The 15555-nt window shown below is 60.3% G+C and carries 16 protein-coding genes; 9 read left to right on the top strand and 7 right to left on the bottom strand.

Going from position 1 to position 15555, the window contains the following annotated elements; all coding sequences use genetic code 11:
- Position 1: 1 nt before the first annotated feature.
- From EPK99_RS11565 to EPK99_RS11555, 3 genes are all read left to right on the top strand, one after another.
- Positions 2-499, top strand: a complete 498-nt coding sequence (locus EPK99_RS11565; protein ID WP_128443169.1) for a DUF2244 domain-containing protein — start codon at positions 2-4, stop codon at positions 497-499.
- Positions 500-574: 75 nt separating this feature from the next.
- Positions 575-1474: a methylated-DNA--[protein]-cysteine S-methyltransferase gene (locus EPK99_RS11560; protein WP_128443168.1), complete on the top strand. Its 900-nt coding sequence runs from the start codon at positions 575-577 to the stop codon at positions 1472-1474.
- Positions 1475-1661: 187 nt separating this feature from the next.
- Positions 1662-1913 carry a PilZ domain-containing protein gene (locus EPK99_RS11555; RefSeq protein WP_128443167.1) on the top strand — a complete coding sequence of 84 codons (252 nt, stop codon included), beginning with the start codon at positions 1662-1664 and terminating at the stop codon, positions 1911-1913.
- Between the two features lie 8 nt (positions 1914-1921).
- Here the strand turns inward: EPK99_RS11555 and EPK99_RS11550 are convergent, their stop codons facing one another.
- Entirely contained in the window at positions 1922-2920 is a 999-nt protein-coding gene (locus tag EPK99_RS11550) for a sugar-binding transcriptional regulator (protein ID WP_128443166.1), read from the bottom strand.
- Between the two features lie 195 nt (positions 2921-3115).
- Between EPK99_RS11550 and tal the strand changes: the two genes are divergently transcribed.
- Positions 3116-4081 carry a transaldolase gene (tal, locus tag EPK99_RS11545; protein ID WP_128443165.1) on the top strand — a complete coding sequence of 322 codons (966 nt, stop codon included), beginning with the start codon at positions 3116-3118 and terminating at the stop codon, positions 4079-4081.
- A gap of 110 nt (positions 4082-4191) precedes the next feature.
- Here tal and EPK99_RS11540 read toward each other — a convergent pair whose 3' ends face one another.
- Both EPK99_RS11540 and EPK99_RS11535 read right to left on the bottom strand, forming a co-directional pair.
- A complete protein-coding gene (locus EPK99_RS11540) occupies positions 4192-5487 on the bottom strand; it encodes an MFS transporter (RefSeq protein ID WP_128443164.1) in 1296 nt (431 codons plus the stop codon).
- Positions 5488-5560: 73 nt separating this feature from the next.
- Complete coding sequence (locus tag EPK99_RS11535; protein WP_128443163.1) at positions 5561-5962, bottom strand: MarR family winged helix-turn-helix transcriptional regulator; 402 nt, start codon at positions 5960-5962, stop codon at positions 5561-5563.
- Between the two features lie 205 nt (positions 5963-6167).
- Between EPK99_RS11535 and EPK99_RS11530 the strand changes: the two genes are divergently transcribed.
- The 4 genes from EPK99_RS11530 (at position 6168) to EPK99_RS11515 (ending at position 9100) form a co-directional block, all read left to right on the top strand.
- On the top strand, positions 6168-7544 hold the full coding sequence (locus tag EPK99_RS11530) for a hypothetical protein (RefSeq protein WP_128443162.1): 1377 nt from the start codon (positions 6168-6170) through the stop codon (positions 7542-7544).
- Positions 7522-8211 carry a hypothetical protein gene (locus EPK99_RS11525; protein ID WP_245582390.1) on the top strand — a complete coding sequence of 230 codons (690 nt, stop codon included), beginning with the start codon at positions 7522-7524 and terminating at the stop codon, positions 8209-8211. The genes EPK99_RS11530 and EPK99_RS11525 overlap by 23 nt, the downstream gene beginning before the upstream one ends.
- Before the next feature lie 155 nt (positions 8212-8366).
- A complete protein-coding gene (locus EPK99_RS11520; protein ID WP_128443161.1) occupies positions 8367-8729 on the top strand; it encodes a type II toxin-antitoxin system RelE/ParE family toxin in 363 nt (120 codons plus the stop codon).
- Positions 8730-8731: 2 nt separating this feature from the next.
- Positions 8732-9100 (top strand): helix-turn-helix domain-containing protein, encoded by a 369-nt coding sequence (locus EPK99_RS11515; RefSeq protein ID WP_128443160.1) that lies wholly within the window; start codon positions 8732-8734, stop codon positions 9098-9100.
- 176 nt (positions 9101-9276) lie between these two features.
- Here the strand turns inward: EPK99_RS11515 and lysS are convergent, their stop codons facing one another.
- From lysS to EPK99_RS11495, 4 genes are all read right to left on the bottom strand, one after another.
- Complete coding sequence (lysS, locus tag EPK99_RS11510; protein ID WP_128443159.1) at positions 9277-10776, bottom strand: lysine--tRNA ligase; 1500 nt, start codon at positions 10774-10776, stop codon at positions 9277-9279.
- A 202-nt stretch (positions 10777-10978) separates the two neighbouring features.
- Positions 10979-12436: a glutamate--tRNA ligase gene (gltX, locus tag EPK99_RS11505; RefSeq protein WP_128443158.1), complete on the bottom strand. Its 1458-nt coding sequence runs from the start codon at positions 12434-12436 to the stop codon at positions 10979-10981.
- A 231-nt stretch (positions 12437-12667) separates the two neighbouring features.
- Positions 12668-13429 carry a TerC family protein gene (locus tag EPK99_RS11500; RefSeq protein ID WP_128443157.1) on the bottom strand — a complete coding sequence of 254 codons (762 nt, stop codon included), beginning with the start codon at positions 13427-13429 and terminating at the stop codon, positions 12668-12670.
- Positions 13430-13534: 105 nt separating this feature from the next.
- A complete protein-coding gene (locus tag EPK99_RS11495) occupies positions 13535-14230 on the bottom strand; it encodes a TetR/AcrR family transcriptional regulator (RefSeq protein WP_128443156.1) in 696 nt (231 codons plus the stop codon).
- Between the two features lie 128 nt (positions 14231-14358).
- Here EPK99_RS11495 and EPK99_RS11490 point away from each other — a divergent pair, with 128 nt between their 5' ends.
- Complete coding sequence (locus tag EPK99_RS11490) at positions 14359-15540, top strand: HlyD family secretion protein (protein WP_128443155.1); 1182 nt, start codon at positions 14359-14361, stop codon at positions 15538-15540.
- The last annotated feature ends 15 nt before the right edge of the window (positions 15541-15555 follow it).

Raw genomic sequence — 15555 nt, 5'->3', positions numbered from 1 at the left:
CATGAGGGAAAGCAACGTGGACCTTTCCGAAGAGCAACCCGTTTTCGCCGCCGAACTGACGCCCTATCGCTCTCTCGGCAAGACCGGGTTCCGTGTCGTGCTTTGCCTCTGCGGCGCGATCTGCCTTCTCTACGGAGGCTTCTTTCTCATCACCGGCGCCTATCCCGTCGGCTTCTTCTTCGGGCTCGATTTTCTCGGCCTCTACATTGCGCTGAAGATGAGCTACCGCTCGGGGCGGGCGCGGGAGGAGGTCACGGTGACGCGCACCAACCTCTCCATCCGCAAGTTCTCGCCGGCGGGCCGCATGGTGGAGCACCGCTTCAATCCGTTCTGGGCGCGGTTCCGCGTCAAGCGGCACGAGGAATTCGGCATAACCTCCATGTATGTGACGGGGGAGGGCCGGTTTACCGATGTCGGCTCCTTCCTCAACCCGGATGATCGCGAGAGCTTTGCGAAGGCCTTTCGCGGTGCGCTCGCGACGGTGAAGCAGCGGATTTGAGAGCTCGGATCGCCGCAAGAAACGGGTGGCCTGCGGATGGGGAAGGGTGCAAGGATGCGGCATAAGGAGAGCATGATGAACGCCCTTGCCCCACGCCCCGATTTTGCCGCACTTGCCGAACCCGCCATCGATGTGACGCCCGAAGGGGCCGATTACGAGACGGTGCGCCAGGTCATCGAAATGATCACGCTCGATTACCGGGATCAGCCTTCGCTGGAGGCGATAGCCGCTAAACTCGGCCAGTCGCCGACGCAGTTGCAGAAGCTGTTTACCCGCTGGGCGGGCTTGTCGCCCAAGGCCTTCCTGCAGGCGGTAACGCTGGATCATGCGAAGCGGTTGCTGGGGCGCGAAGGGTTGCCGCTATTGGAAACGTCCTACGAGTTGGGGCTCTCGGGGCCGGGGCGGCTGCACGACCTGTTCGTCACTCACGAGGCCATGTCGCCGGGCGAGTGGAAGGCAAAGGGCGGCGGGCTGACCATACGCTACGGTTTCCATCCATCGCCCTTCGGGATTGCTCTGATCATGGCGACCGATCGTGGTCTGGCCGGCCTTGCCTTTGCTGATGCAGGCGGTGAGCGCGAGGCCTTTGAGGACATGGCCCGGCGCTGGCCGAACGCCCAATATGTGGAAGACCAGGAGGCCACCCAGCTTTACGTCCGGCGCGTGTTCGACCGGTCGCACTGGTCTTCGGACCGGCCGTTGCAGGTTGTGCTGATCGGCACCGATTTTCAGGTGCGCGTCTGGCAGAGCCTGCTCAAAATCCCGTTCGGCAAGGCTGTGACCTATTCTCATGTCGCCTGCGATATCGGCCAGCCGACGGCCAGCCGGGCTGTGGGGGCTGCAATCGGCGCCAACCCCATTTCATTCGTGGTTCCCTGCCATAGAGCGCTTGGCAAGAGCGGGGCGCTGACCGGCTATCACTGGGGCCTGACCCGCAAGCGGGCGATCCTGGGTTGGGAAGCGGGGAATGCTTGAAGGATTTCTCCAAGACCTGCCGGAAACGAATTCCTGCCATCCGCTCTCACAAGATACAGCGGATCCCAATAATGGCATAGGTCAAGTTACCCCGGAAAGTCGTGGATTGCTTCCGCCAATTTCCCGTCGGCGGCACTTTGGGTATATCGAGCTATAGCACAAGCAGTTGCCCGAAGAGAGCGGTCGGATGGAGCAGCGCAAGCACCAAAGATCCAAGGCTTTTCTAGGAGGCAGGGTCGTCTTCAACGGCAGCAATTCCTCCTTCGACTGCATCGTCAAGCAAATCTCGGTCGGCGGCGCGCTGGTCAAGGTCGAGAACGCCTTGTCCGTGCCCGAGAGCTTCAGCCTTGTCTTGTCCGATGGGCGGCGCTTCGACTGCGAGGTGCGCTGGCGGCGGATCAACAGCCTTGGTGTGAAATTCCTGACCGACGGCCTCTGAGGAGATCGTCATACAAGTCGCGCATTCGCCGATTCTTCCAGCCGCAGCAGTTCGCGGGCGGCGGTTTCGTCGGTGATCAGCGTATTGCAGCCGATGCGGCGAATGGTGGCGCGGATGGCAATGGCCCGGTGGGCGCCGCCCGACGACAGCACGATGTGCCTTGCCTTTTTCAACGTGTCGAGATCCACCGACATGACCCGCTCGTTGAGCGCATGGTCCACCGAGCGACCGTTTTCATCGAGGAAATTGAACATGGTGTCGCAGACGCAGCCGGCAGCGATCAGCCGCTGAAGCTCTGCCTTGGCGATGAAACCTTCCGACAGCGAGGTCGAGTGCGGGCCGATGTCGCCACAGCTCACCACCGCCAGGTCGAGGTTTTCGGCCAGATCGTAGATCGTCTTCAGGCCGCATTTCTCAATCAGCGCCCGCTTGGTTTCGACCGTATCGACCATGAGCGGCGCCAGGAACATGTAGCACTCGGCATTTAGTTGGCTCGCCAGCCGCCAGGTATAATCGATCGGGTTGGTCTGGTGCACGGCGACGATGCCGCCCAGCAGCGAGACGACCTTGCAGTTTTCCCGCCGCGGCGGGCGGAAACCGGCCAGTGAGGCTGTCATGGTGCGGCCCCAGCCGACGCCGATCGTCATGTCGTTCTGGATCACCTCCGAGAGGAACTGTCCTAGTGCAAGGCCGACCGCCGTCGCCAGCGCTTCGGCGCTGCTGTCACGCGGTGCCGGGATGACCACCGCCTCATCCAGACCGAATGCCTTTTCGAGCCCGGTCGCCAGTTCGATACAGGTATCGACACCTTCGCTGATCCAGATCTGCACTTCCGAACGCTTCATCGCCTCGTCCAGCAGGCGGATGACGGTGGATCGGCTAACGCCCAGCCGCTCGGCCACGTCCTTCTGGGTCAGGCCCTGATTGTAGTAAAGCCAGGCGGCGCGCAGCCGTAGCGAGGCGGCTTCGGAAAAGGCGGTATGGGTTTCGCGTCGGAGCTTGGCCAAGGATTCAGTCCTTCAAGACGGTCGGAAGCGACAAGCCTCATTCCCAGGTCCATGATAGGGTTACCTGGACATATGTCAAATCTGAATGACAAAAGTCTTGACTTCTTTACCCTGAGAGAGCTCTATCCTACCTAGAGCCTGGGGACCTAATTGGCGCCGCGGGCGTTAGGGGATCAACAGCTGAGGAATTATCGGATGACGTCGAAACTAGAGCAGCTCCGTACCATGACCACTGTTGTCGCCGACACAGGCGACATCGAAGCAGTGACCCGCCTGAAGCCTGTGGATTGCACCACCAACCCGACGATCGTGCTGAAGGCGCTGGGCAGCCCGGCCTTTGCCGAAAAGGTGAAGGAAGCCGTGGCTTGGGGCCGCAAGAAGGGTGGTCATGACGATGCCGTGGTTGGCGCCGTTGCCGACCGCATGGCAATCGACGTGGGCGCGGCACTTGCCGAAATCGTGCCCGGCCGCGTTTCGACGGAAGTCGATGCCGACCTGTCCTTCGACACGCAGGCCTCGATCGCCAAGGCGCACCAGATCATCGCCGCCTACAAGGAGCGCGGCATCGAGCGCGAACGCATCCTGATCAAGCTTGCCTCCACCTGGGAGGGCATTCGCGCCGCCGAGATCCTTCAGAAGGAAGGCATCGACTGCAACCTGACGCTCCTCTTCAGCCAGGCCCAGGCGATTGCCTGCGCCGAAGCCAAGGTGTTTCTGATCTCGCCTTTCGTCGGCCGCATCCTCGACTGGTACAAGAAGTTCACCGGCGAGGAATATACGTCGGAAACGGATCCGGGCGTCGTTTCGGTTCGTGAGATCTACAACTACTACAAGGCCAACGGCATCAGCACGATCGTCATGGGGGCCTCGTTCCGCAATATCGGCGAGATCGAAGCTCTGGCCGGCTGCGACCGTCTGACGATCAGCCCCAACCTGCTGGACGAACTCGACAAGGACATGGGCAAGCTGGATCGCAAGCTGACGCCGGATACCTTCAATGCCGAGCCCATGCGCTCGCTGGACGAGAAGCAGTTCCGCTGGATGCTGAACGAAGACCAGATGGCGACGGAAAAGCTGTCCGACGGTATCCGCGCCTTCGCCAAGGATCTGGTTGCCCTGCGTACCATGGTCAAGAAGGAACTGACGCAGGCCGCCGCCTGATCTGAGACATCAAGGCCCGCATCGCGCGGGTCTGACACATTGAAAGGCCGGAACATCGTCACTGATGTTCCGGCCTTTTTGTTATTGCGGTGATCTCATCCAGTCGGCATTCAGGCCGGCTGCGGCGCGAGCCGGGTGGAACCGGGCTTCTTCAGCAGAAGCACCGAGACTGCGGCGAGCATGCACATGACGCCTGCGATCTGGAGGGCCGGCATATAGGTGTTGAAGCTGCTCTTGAAGTAGCCGGCGCCGAAAGCTGCGGTCGCGGCACCCAGCTGATGGCCGGTGAAGACCCAGCCGAAGACCACGCCGGCCTTTTCGCGGCCGAACTTGTCGGCAGCGAGCTTCACGGTGGGTGGCACGGTCGCGATCCAATCCAGTCCGTAGAAGACCGCGAAGGCCGACAACTCATAAAAGCTGAAGCCGGAGAAGGACAGGTAGACGAGCGAAAGACCGCGAAGGCCGTAATACCAGAAGAGAAGAACGCGGTTGTCGTAGCGGTCGGACAGCCAGCCGGACATGATCGTGCCGAAGAAATCGAAAATGCCGAGCACCGCGAGAGTGCCGGCCGCACCGACCGGCGTGATGCCGAAATCGCCGCAGATCGATATCCAGTGGGTCTGGATCAGGCCATTGGTCGATAGGCCGCAGACGAAAAACGTGCCGAACAGAACCCAGAACGTGCCGCTGGAGGAGACGCTTTTCAACGTCATGATAGGAGAGGCAAGGGTGGCAAGAAGCTTGTGGTCCTGCTTCGGCGGCCGTGCGACGGTCGCATCGCCATAGGCCGGCAGGCCGACATCGGACGGGTGGTCGCGCATCAGCGCGAGGACAAGCAGCATGGCGGCGGTGATGGCGGCTGCCGTCAGGGTCAGCGCCGCACGCCAACCATAGGTTTCGCTGAGCTGTGCCAGAATCGGCAGGAAGACGAGCTGCCCGGTCGCATTGCTGGCGCTCAGCATGCCGACGACGAGACCACGGCGCTTGGAAAACCAGCGCGAGGCGACTGTCGCGCCAAGCACCATGGCGGTCATGCCCGTGCCGACGCCGATGACGATGCCCCAAAGCGCGACGAGCTGCCAGACCTCGGTCATGAACAGCGAGACGACGATGCCGCAGAGAATGAGGATCAAAGCGGTCGCCACCACCTGGCGCACGCCGAAATGGTTCATGAAGGCGGCCGCAAAGGGACCGAGCAGGCCGAACAGCACGAGGCGAACCGCCATGGCGGAGGAGATATCGGCGATGTCCCAGCCGAATTCCTGGTGCAGCGGCTGGATCATCACGCCGGCCGAACCCATGGCGCCGGCCGTTGCCAGCATGGTGAGGAAAGTGGTGAACGCCACCACCCAGCCGTAGTGGAGGTTTCTCTTTGCCATCCAGCGGGCGGCGTAGGTGGAGATCATGTCGTTGGTCCCTTTTAAATAACGCCGCACCGGCAGAGTGGTATTGTGGGTATATGCCCGCTTGTTTTTGAAATCAGAGCGCGACCAGCAGTTCCTGCAGCTGCCTGGTCTTCTCGGCCCCAAGACGCGCCTCGATCTCGTCTTGAACGCCGTCCCAAAGCGGCGCGCCGCGCTTGAGCAGGAGTTTTCCTTCTTCGCTCAGAGAGATTAGCGCTTCACGCTGATCCTCGCCATGGCTGATGGCGACAAGTCCCATGCGCTCCAGCACTTTCGTATTTCGGCCGACCGTTGAACGGTCGAGCTCCACCTGGGCGGCAAGTTCGGTCAAAGAGATCGGCTGCAGGCGATGGATGTTCCGCAGCAGGCTGAACTGACCGATATTGACCCCAAGCGGCGCCAGAGCCTCGTCGTAATAGGACGAAAGCTTTCTGGAGGCTTTGCGCAGGAGGATGCAGTGACAGGTATCGCTTGGCATGGGTGCGGGTATATACCCGCACCATCGGTTTTACAAGGGCTTCTAGCCTTCACTCGGCTACGGCCGGCATTTCTCATTTTTGAACAGAGAAGTGTCTGTTTGCTCGGGCTCGATTAAAGCTTCCTCAAGAAGATCGAGCGAAGATTGCACCGTATTCTATGACTTGTTTTGCGTAATTGGGGTGGCGAATGCCGAAGCTCGGTAGATGAAAATCCGGCTGTCGAAGAAATTCCTGCTGATCACCGGCAGTGTTCTCGTGCTCTGCGCCGGTAGCGGCGCGGCTGCGGTGTTCGTTGGCGCCGACAAACTGCTCGGTCCCTCCTATATCGAGACGAACGGGCTGGCGTGCACGACGCTTCAGACCGACAGGATTAAGCGCGATCATCGCAGCTGGATCCGCAAATATGTGGTGAGCGACAAGCCGGGTGACGGCATGGCCCGCATCCAGACCGCGCTGCGCGTGGCACGGGCCGTCCAGGAAAAGGAAAAGGCGGATCTCGTTCAGGTGGCGATCCTCGACAAGGCCGGCCCGACCGAGCGTGCCGACATGCGCGGACGGGTGATCGGCGCCCAGGTGGTCTATATTCCCGACTTGTCGAAGGCGCCCGACGGCGCGCAGGCGCAAACCTATTCCGCCTATTATGTCGATGGTCCGCCAACGGCCAAGGGTGAGTATTTCGGGCTGCGGATCGATCTGCCGCTGGAAGATGTGGAGGCGCTTTCCGCCAAGCTGACGGATAAGGCCGATTGCGTCGATCCGGTGGTTGCGGTGCCGGAGGGTGAGCACGGCGCGCCCGCCGCCCATGGCGACAAGAAGAAGCCGAAGCCCAAGGGCGGCGAACACGGTGCATCGAGCGAGCACGGGGAAGCAGCCGGCCATGGGGAGCCATCCGCACACGGCGAAGCACCGGTTGCCACTGACCATGATGGGACGGAACAGGTCGCATCCAAGGAGAGCGGCGGCTTCATGAGTTCCGTGACCTCGATGATCTTCGGCTCCAAGGAGGCGGCCCCCGCTGCAGTTCATGGGACCGAGAGCGAAGCTCATCCGGCCGAAGACGAGGCCAAACCGGCGGACGCCCATGCAGTTCCAGTGACCGAACCCGTAACACGCGCAGAGCAGCACGAGGCTACCAAGCCTGCAGCGGCTGAAGGTGATCATCAGCCTGCGGCATCGGCGGGACCGACCGGGCAACCTGCTACCAAGGCGGAAATATCTGCCTCAAAGGGCGAAGCGACTGCTGTCGACGCGCCGAAGGAGGAAGGCGGCTTTCTGTCCTCCGTCACCGGCATGCTCTTCGGTAGTGGTGGTGCGGAGAAACCCGCGGAACCGCAGAAGGAAGCATCGGTAGAGGTAAAGCCCTCCGACCCTGTGCCGGTGCCACGTACGTCTGCAGAAGGCGGCAAGCGCTGGTCTTCGCAGACGCAAGCCGATGCGGTTCACGGCAGCGATGCGCCTCAAGCGCCGGCCGAAGCTGCGCCCAAGCCGACCGACGGCTCTACGGCAGCCGATGCAGCCGGTGCTGCCTGGCTGGCCAAGTTCCGCCAGCAGCAGGCCGGTGCCGCTCAACCAGGCCATTGAGGGCCACACTGTGTGTGATGACCTTTCCATGGTTGGAAGTGAATTTCTGGATGCTGCGCGCCTGAGAGCCGGCTTCCTGGTGGTAGAGGAAGTTGCCGCACTTGCCGGATCGGGCGTTGCGATATTCGATCCCTTTTCGACCCTGATATCTGCTGGCGTGGCTTTATCCACCGGCGTGACGATCTGGCCCGGTGTCACACTTCAAATTCGCGAGGGCGGGTGCATCATTATCGGCAGTGACGTGCAGCTTTATCCGGGGACACGGATAGTTTCTGCAGGCGGAAAGGTCGTCGTAGGACCTCAGGCGGAAATCGGTGAGGAAGGTGGATTCACGATCAAGGCCGAAGGGCCGGTTTGCGAAATCTCGATCGGACAAGGCGCCAGACTGCTCGGCGGCGGTTCAATGACGCTCAACAACCGGGTTGGAGATGGCGCACAAGTTCTCGGCCCTATCCGCATGCAGAATTGCCAGCTGGGGTCTGGAGGCACTTATAATGAACCAGATCCCGACAAGCGTGGCGCCGTGCTGAAGGGAAGCGGTGTCGCCCGTCAGATCGATGTCCCCACTGGCATGGTCATCCAGGCATTCGGACTGTTCTCGAATTCATCGATGCTCCCACAGTCCCATTTCCATCCGAAGCCGCAAGATTTAAGCGTTCAGGGCTGAATGGAACCGTTCTCTTCCCGCAGCGGCGGACGGGGTGAAGACTGTGCATTGAAGTAGGTCACGACGGTTCAATCAATCCGTGGTTGCGTAACGTACAGCGTTGCGCAAGGCGCGGCTTATAGGGTTGACGTTATATAATGTGAAAGCTATATCCAATGACGTGGAATGTGGTGTTTGATGATGCCTTCGCTGAGGAGTTCAAGGCGTTCGGTAAAGAGGTGAAGATCGAACTGCGAGCAATGATCTTGCTTCTCGAGGATCGCGGACCTGAGCTTGGACGACCACGAGCTGATACTCTTAATGGTTCGGACTATGCAAACATGAAAGAACTTCGGTTTGATGCGGCCGATGGAGTTTGGAGGGCCGCATTTGCATTCGATCCGGAGAGAAAAGCCGTGATCCTTGTGGCCGGAGACAAGTCGGGTACGAATGAAAAGAAGTTTTATAAGAAACTGATCAACACTGCTGATAAACGTTACAAGGCGCACTTAAAAGAGTTTGAGAGGAAGGAGAAATAGTGATGGCTAAATCAGCAAAAGACGTTTTTGCCGAAACGATGACTCCCGAGATGATAGCGGCCTCCGACCTGCGGGCCAAGGAATTGCTCGAAGAATACGACACGCTCCAAAAGTTGCGAAAAGCGCTCGACATGACGCAGGAGCATATCGGACGGAAGATGGGCAAGAAGCAGGTTTCGGTTGCGCAGATTGAAAAGCGTTCTGATTTTCTTCTTTCAACGCTCCGGGATTACGTGGAGGCTCTCGGTGGAGAGCTCGAGCTGGTCGTCAAGTTCAAGGACCATGCTCCTGTTCGCTTGGCAGGGATCGGCGAAAAGATTTTTTCGGAAGTTCCACGAAGGCAAAGCCGCTCCCGCCGTATTGCAGCCTAGGGCCTGACACTGGCACATGGTGAGAATTGCTGCGGACAGCGACCCGTTCCGTTTTCTGCAAGCCGCCGCTCCCTGCGCCGACATTACACGTAAAAATTGACCGCGGGCATCCCCACATTCATTTCTGTGCTGATGGTGTCAGCTTGGCAGGGGATGATCTTCTTATCGAAGTCTTCTCAATCCTGCCTGTTGCGGCGAGCCGGGAAGAGGATGACGTCGCGGATGGACGGGGCATCGGTCAACAGCATGACGAGGCGGTCGACGCCGATGCCGAGACCGCCGGCGGGCGGCATGCCCTGGTCCATGGCGTCCAGGAATTCGTCGTCCAGCTGCTTGTCCTTCTCCCCGCGGGCATGCGCCTGTTCCAGCTGCTCCACCATGCGGCGGCGCTGTTCTTCCGGGTCGTTGAGCTCGGAGAAGGCATTGCCGAGTTCCCAGGCGTTGCAATAGGTCTCGAAGCGTTCGACCAGGCGCGGTTCACCCGGCACTTCCTTGGCGAAGGGTGAAATGTCCTTGGGGAAATGCGTGACGTGGCTCGGCTGGATCAGCGTGCCCTCGACCTTCTCCTCGAAGATGAAGGCGAGGCATTCGCCCCAGGTCCAGTCCTTCTCGACCTCGAAGCCGGCTGCCTTGGCGGCGGTCCGGGCTTCCTCATCCGTCTTCATGGCGAGGAAGTCGATGCCGGTCGCTTCCTTGACGGCGTCCGGCATGGGCACACGCTTGAACGGCCCCTTGAAGGACAGTTCCTTGTCGCCGAACTTCACATCGGTCGAGCCGTGCAGGGTCATGGCGAGGCGGGCGAACAGACGCTCCACCAGGTCCATGATGTCCTCGTAATCCGCATAAGCCCAATAGCACTCCATCATGGTGAACTCTGGATTGTGGCGGGTGGAGACACCTTCGTTACGGAAATTGCGGTTGATCTCGAAGACCTTGTCGGTCAGGCCAGATACCAGCGTACGCTTCAGGAAGAGCTCCGGCGCGATGCGCAGGTACATGTCGAGCTTCAGCGTGTTGTGGTGGGTCTTGAAGGGCTCCGCCGTGGCGCCGCCATAGACCGAATGCAGCATGGGGGTCTCGACCTCCATGAAGCCGTCGTCTTCCATGAAACGGCGGATGCCGGAGACGATGCGCGAGCGCTGCTGGAAGCGGAGCTTGGAGTCCTCGTTGGTCATGATGTCGAGATGGCGCTTGCGGTAGCGCAGCTCGACATCGGACAGGCCGTGCCACTTTTCCGGCATGGGCAGGAGCGACTTGGTCAACATGATGATAGTTTGCGCATTGATCGTCAGTTCGCCGCGCTTGGTGCGGCGAACGACGCCGGTAACGCCGATGATATCGCCGATATCCACCAGGGGCAGCAGGTCGCGCGCTTCCTGCGGCGTCGTGTCCTTGTGAGAAAAGATCTGCAGCTTGCCCGAGGCGTCATGGATATCCATGAACATGCCTGAATTGCGCGAGGAATAGACCCGCCCGGCAACGGTGACGACATCCTGCGTCTCGACGTCCGCCTCGAGGTTCTTGTACTTCTCCGCCAGTTCCGCATTCGTCATGGTGCGGTGGAAATGGGCCGGATAAACGTCGCCCACCTTCTCGCGAAGAATAGCGAGCTTCTGGGCGCGCACTTGCGTGACGTCGGAGGAGAGGGCGGTTTCGGTGGTCGTGTTGTCGGTCATTGTCTCAAATCCTGTGGCGGATAACCGCGGCGGGCTTCGCTTCCGTATCCCTCATTCCTGTGCTTGTCACAGGAATCCAATGCGCCCAAGTCTTTGGGCGTGGAATACTTAATTCATTCTCTCACGGCGCCGACGCGCCGTAGCTGGATTCCTGTGACAAGCACAGGAATGAGGGAGGCAACGCCGTGCCGACCCCATGTACTTACTTCCCGTCGCCTACCATCGAGGCCACCACAGTTGTCGCGATCTTCAGGCGCTGGCGCACGACGGAGCGTCCAAGCAGCGCCATCGAATCGAACAGCGGCAGCGAGCGCGACGAGCCGGACATGGCGATGAAGAGCGGCGGCGTCACCACGCGCAGCTTCTTTCCCAGCTTGTCGGCAATCGCACGCAGTTCGGCGTCGATCGACTCGACGTTGAATTCGATCATCTTTTCGAAATCGGCCTGAACCGTCTGCAGGATTTCGAGCGTTTCTGCCGGGCTCGTCTTCAGGCCGGCGAAGGAGGCGGGCGTCAGGCCCACATCGCTCGACAGCAGGAAGCCGGCAAGGTTGGGCAGTTCGCCAAGCTTCGACACGCGGCTCTGCGACAGCTTGAGGCCTTCCGTCAGGCGGCTGTTTTCGGATGCCCATTCCAGCGTCCGGGCAATGAAGTCTTCCGCTGACAGCTTTTCGCGGATCCAGCGGCCGTTCAGCCAGTCGAGTTTCTGGATGTCGAAGATGGCGCCGGCCTTGGAGAGGTTTTCCGGATCGAACTTGTCCGTCAACTCTTCCATGGTGAGCAGTTCTTCGCCCTCGGCGATCTGGATGAAGAACAGGCCGAGGAAGTTCATCAGCGCTTCCGGCAGATAACCGAGCGCCGAGTAATAGGAGATGGAGGTCGGGTTCTTGCGCTTGGACAGCTTGGATTTGTCGGCATTGCGCATCAGCGAGAGGTGCATGAACACCGGCGCTTCCCAGCCGAAATAGCGGTAGAGCAGGATGTGCTTGGGCACCGATGCGAGCCATTCCTCGCCGCGGGCGACGTGGGTGATCTTCATCAAATGGTCGTCGATGACGTTTGCCATGTGATAGGTCGGCATGCCGTCGCCCTTGATCAGCACCTGCATGTCGACCGAATCCCACGGGATCGAGACATCGCCATAGACGCCGTCGGTAAAGTCGCAAGAGCCTTCGGTCGGGATCTTCATGCGGACGACCGAGCTTTCGCCGGCGGCCATCTTGGAGGTGACTTCCTCGGCTGTCAGATGCAGGCAGAGACCATCGTATTTCGGCGGTTTGCCGGCAGCGCGCTGCGCCTCGCGCATGTCCTCCAGGCGCTGCGGCGTGCAGAAGCAGCGGAAGCCATGGCCCTTGTCCAGCAGATCCTGGGCATAGGGCTGGTACATGTCCTTGCGGTCCGACTGGCGGTAGGGGCCGTAGGGGCCGCCGACATCGGGACCTTCCGCCCAGGTGAGGCCCGTCCATTTCAGCGCGTCCAGCACCTTCTGCTCGAATTCGAGCGTCGAGCGCGTGGCATCGGTATCCTCGATGCGCAGGATGAACTCACCCCCATGCTTTTTGGCGAAGAGGTAGTTGAAGAGCGCGATATAGGCGGTGCCGACATGCGGCTCGCCGGTGGGCGAGGGGGCAATACGGACGCGGGGTGTCGGGTTGATCATGAATATTGCTCGATCTGCGGCGCGGGGCGCGCCAAGCCTGCTTGGCGGGATCACGGATGAGGCAGGCCTTAGCGCATATTCGGCGCAAAGCGTCAAGAAATTTGACGTTTGATGCAGAGCGGACCCTTCACGCCGGCGAAGATGGCCGGCGTGAAGGTGTGACGTGGAGCCCGTTCAACGGTCGCCGCTCGGCTCCTGTACTCCCGCTGCTCGTATTTCCGGCTCCGTCACTTAATGCCTGGTCTGGCCACCGGTCTTCTTCTGGCGGGCGTTGCGGACCACCATGTTCAACGTTTCCACGCCAGCCGAGAAAGCCATTGCCGCGTAGATATAGCCCTTTGGCACATGGACGCCGAAGCCTTCGACGATCAGCGTGCCGCCGATCATCAGCAGGAAGGCGAGCGCCAGCATGACGATGGTCGGGTTGCGCTCGATGAAGTTGGCGAGTGGCGTTGCAGCGATCAGCATGACGGTGACTGCGGCGACCACGGCAACGATCATGATCGGCAGATGCGGCGTCATGCCGACTGCAGTGATGATGCTGTCGATCGAGAAGACGAGGTCGAGGATCAGGATCTGGCCGATTGCAGCCGCGAAGCTCATTTGGACGACTTTGCTGCCGCCTCCGACGAGATCTTCCTTGTGATCCTCCGTGTCCACGGAATGATGAATTTCCTTGGTCGCCTTATAGACGAGGAACAGGCCGCCGGCGATGAGGATCAAATCCTTCCAGGAGAAGTCGTGGCCGAAGGCGGTGAACAGCGGGTTTGTCAACTGGACGATCCAGGCCACGGTGCCGAGCAGGCCGAGACGCATGACGAGCGCCAGACCGATGCCGATCTTTCGCGCCTTTTCCCGGCTTTCGGGAGGCAGTTTATTGGTAAGGATGGAGATGAAGATCAGGTTGTCGATGCCGAGCACCACTTCCATGACCACAAGTGTAACAAGCGCTACCCAGGCCGCCGGGTCTGCTAAAAGCGCCGTAATCTCCATCCATGTCTCCTTTTTCTCAGTTCAAGGGCAAAATTTCCCCTCGGATGTAAGAATGACAAGCCTGAAGACAAGATGAAATTGTAGCGCAGACCGTTTGAATCGGGTCTAAAGAGGCGCCCTGGCGATCACAGATTCGTCATGTCGGCTGTAGGCGGCCATGAAAACGCGGATGGCGCCGCGGATGACACGCACCATCTCCTCCTGAGAAGGGGGTTCGGGCATAGTGCCGAACAGGCGAAACTTGAAAAAGCTTCCGCTGGCGAGATCGAGATACTGCCCCGTCGCCAAATCGATATCGTCGATCACGAGGCTACCCTTTGCCACTTGACGCACGAGATATTCGTGCAGCACGGTCCTCAGGTTCTGCGGCCCACGGAAGAAGCGGCTGCACAGATCCGGCATGCGCTCGCGTACACCCAGCACCATGCGCATGGCGGTAATGCTCTTTTCATCCGTCAAACGCTCGAGAAAGCGTATGCCGAATGTGTAGAGACTGGTTTCCATATCGTCATCCTTGGCCAGGATGATCCGCAAGGCTGCCAGGAAGGCTTCGCGCTCTGCCTCGACCATGGCAGCAAACAGGTCTTCCTTATCCTTGAAGTATACATATATCGTACCCTTGGAGACGCCAGCCTCACGGGTGATGTCGTTCATGCTGGCGGCGTCGAAGCCCATCCGCAGAAACACGCGCTTGGCGCCATCGATGATCTGGCCCCGCTTGGCAGGGTCCTCGCCGGCGGCAAAGCGCCCGCAAGGGGCCGTCGCCTCCGCTGCCGCATTCTTTTTTAACGCTTTCGCCATCGATTTTCTCGTTCGAACTTTTTTCGAACCGATCGGTTCGATGTACCTTGATATGTGATATGGAAGCGTCTATGTCAATGCCGTCGAACTGAACGGTTCGGTGCAATGCCTTTTCATGGTGATTTCAAATGACGGCTCCCCAGAATGCGGGCGCGCTGCGCGCAGTGACGAACGAAGATGCGAAAGTGGCTGATGGCGAAGCCCGCAAGCCGGCGCCTGCAACGGAGCAGCCGGCTGCTGCGGCTCCCGTCGCGCCCGAGCCTGCTAAAAAGAAGAAGCGTGGCTTCATTCTGCCTGTCGTCGTGCTGGCTGTACTGGCCGGCGGCGGATGGTATGGCTATCAGTGGTGGACCACGGGCCGTTTCATGGTGTCCACAGACGATGCCTATATCGAAGGCGACATCGCGACCATCTCGCCCAAGGTCACCGGATATGTCGCAAAGGTGAACGTCATCGCCAACCAGCAGGTCAAGACCGGCGACGTTCTAGCCACGCTCGACAATGGCGACTACCAGAACGCTCTCGACCAGGCCAATGCGCAGATCGAGACGCAGAAACTCTCTCTTAACCGCATCGATGCTCAGATCGAAGGCGGCAAGGCAAGCCTTGCCCAGGCGCAGGCATCGAAGGTTGCGCTCGAAGCTGCCGTTCGCGGCGCTGAAATCACCCAGAAGCGTCAGGGGGAACTGGCGACCAAGTCGGTCGGCACCGCTGCCGAACTGGATGCCGCCAATGTCGCGCTCGATCAGGCCAAGGCCAACCTTCTTGGCGGCGATGCCAGCATCAAGTCCGCGGAGGCCAATATCACCATCCTCGAGGCGCAGCGCAAGGAAGCGGAAGGCACGATCCGCACGCTCGAACTGCAGCGCGACAAGGCTGCGCGCGACCTCTCCTTCACCGTGTTGAAGGCGCCCTATGACGGTATCGTCGGCAATCGCTCCGTCCAGGAAGGCGACCTCGTATCGCCGGGCCAGCGCCTGATGGCCATCGTGCCGGTGCGCCAGCTCTATATCGACGCCAACTTCAAGGAAACGCAGATCCAGCATCTGGTTCCCGGTTCCAAGGTGAAGGTGCAGGTCGATGCCTATGACGATCACCCGATCGAGGGCACGGTGGAATCCATCTCGCCGGCTTCAGGATCGGTCTTCTCTCTCCTGCCGCCGGAAAACGCGACGGGCAATTTCACCAAGATCATCCAGCGCGTTCCGGTTCGCATCGCCCTGCCGCAGGACGCTCTGGACAGCGGTCGCCTGAGGGCGGGCCTCAGCGTCGTCGTCGACGTTGATACCCGCACGGCGCCGAACAAGTAGCCCGATTCGGGCGGA

It is taken from the genome of Neorhizobium lilium, from assembly GCF_004053875.1.
Classification (GTDB): domain Bacteria; phylum Pseudomonadota; class Alphaproteobacteria; order Rhizobiales; family Rhizobiaceae; genus Neorhizobium; species Neorhizobium lilii.
The sequence above is the reverse complement of the archived record's forward strand: the minus strand, read 5'-3'. Positions and strand labels throughout refer to the sequence as shown.

Bases quoted from the DNA above. Each gene is read 5' to 3' on its own strand.
- EPK99_RS11500 (WP_128443157.1), bottom strand. From the start codon at position 13,429: ATGGAGATTACGGCGCTTTTAGCAGACCCGGCGGCCTGGGTAGCGCTT.
- tal (WP_128443165.1), top strand. From the start codon at position 3,116: ATGACGTCGAAACTAGAGCAGCTCCGTACCATGACCACTGTTGTCGCC.
- lysS (WP_128443159.1), bottom strand. From the start codon at position 10,776: ATGACCGACAACACGACCACCGAAACCGCCCTCTCCTCCGACGTCACG.
- EPK99_RS11535 (WP_128443163.1), bottom strand. From the start codon at position 5,962: ATGCCAAGCGATACCTGTCACTGCATCCTCCTGCGCAAAGCCTCCAGA.
- EPK99_RS11565 (WP_128443169.1), top strand. From the start codon at position 2: ATGAGGGAAAGCAACGTGGACCTTTCCGAAGAGCAACCCGTTTTCGCC.
- EPK99_RS11530 (WP_128443162.1), top strand. From the start codon at position 6,168: ATGAAAATCCGGCTGTCGAAGAAATTCCTGCTGATCACCGGCAGTGTT.
- EPK99_RS11555 (WP_128443167.1), top strand. From the start codon at position 1,662: ATGGAGCAGCGCAAGCACCAAAGATCCAAGGCTTTTCTAGGAGGCAGG.
- EPK99_RS11515 (WP_128443160.1), top strand. From the start codon at position 8,732: ATGGCTAAATCAGCAAAAGACGTTTTTGCCGAAACGATGACTCCCGAG.
- EPK99_RS11540 (WP_128443164.1), bottom strand. From the start codon at position 5,487: ATGATCTCCACCTACGCCGCCCGCTGGATGGCAAAGAGAAACCTCCAC.
- EPK99_RS11495 (WP_128443156.1), bottom strand. From the start codon at position 14,230: ATGGCGAAAGCGTTAAAAAAGAATGCGGCAGCGGAGGCGACGGCCCCT.
- EPK99_RS11520 (WP_128443161.1), top strand. From the start codon at position 8,367: ATGACGTGGAATGTGGTGTTTGATGATGCCTTCGCTGAGGAGTTCAAG.
- EPK99_RS11490 (WP_128443155.1), top strand. From the start codon at position 14,359: ATGACGGCTCCCCAGAATGCGGGCGCGCTGCGCGCAGTGACGAACGAA.
- gltX (WP_128443158.1), bottom strand. From the start codon at position 12,436: ATGATCAACCCGACACCCCGCGTCCGTATTGCCCCCTCGCCCACCGGC.
- EPK99_RS11560 (WP_128443168.1), top strand. From the start codon at position 575: ATGAACGCCCTTGCCCCACGCCCCGATTTTGCCGCACTTGCCGAACCC.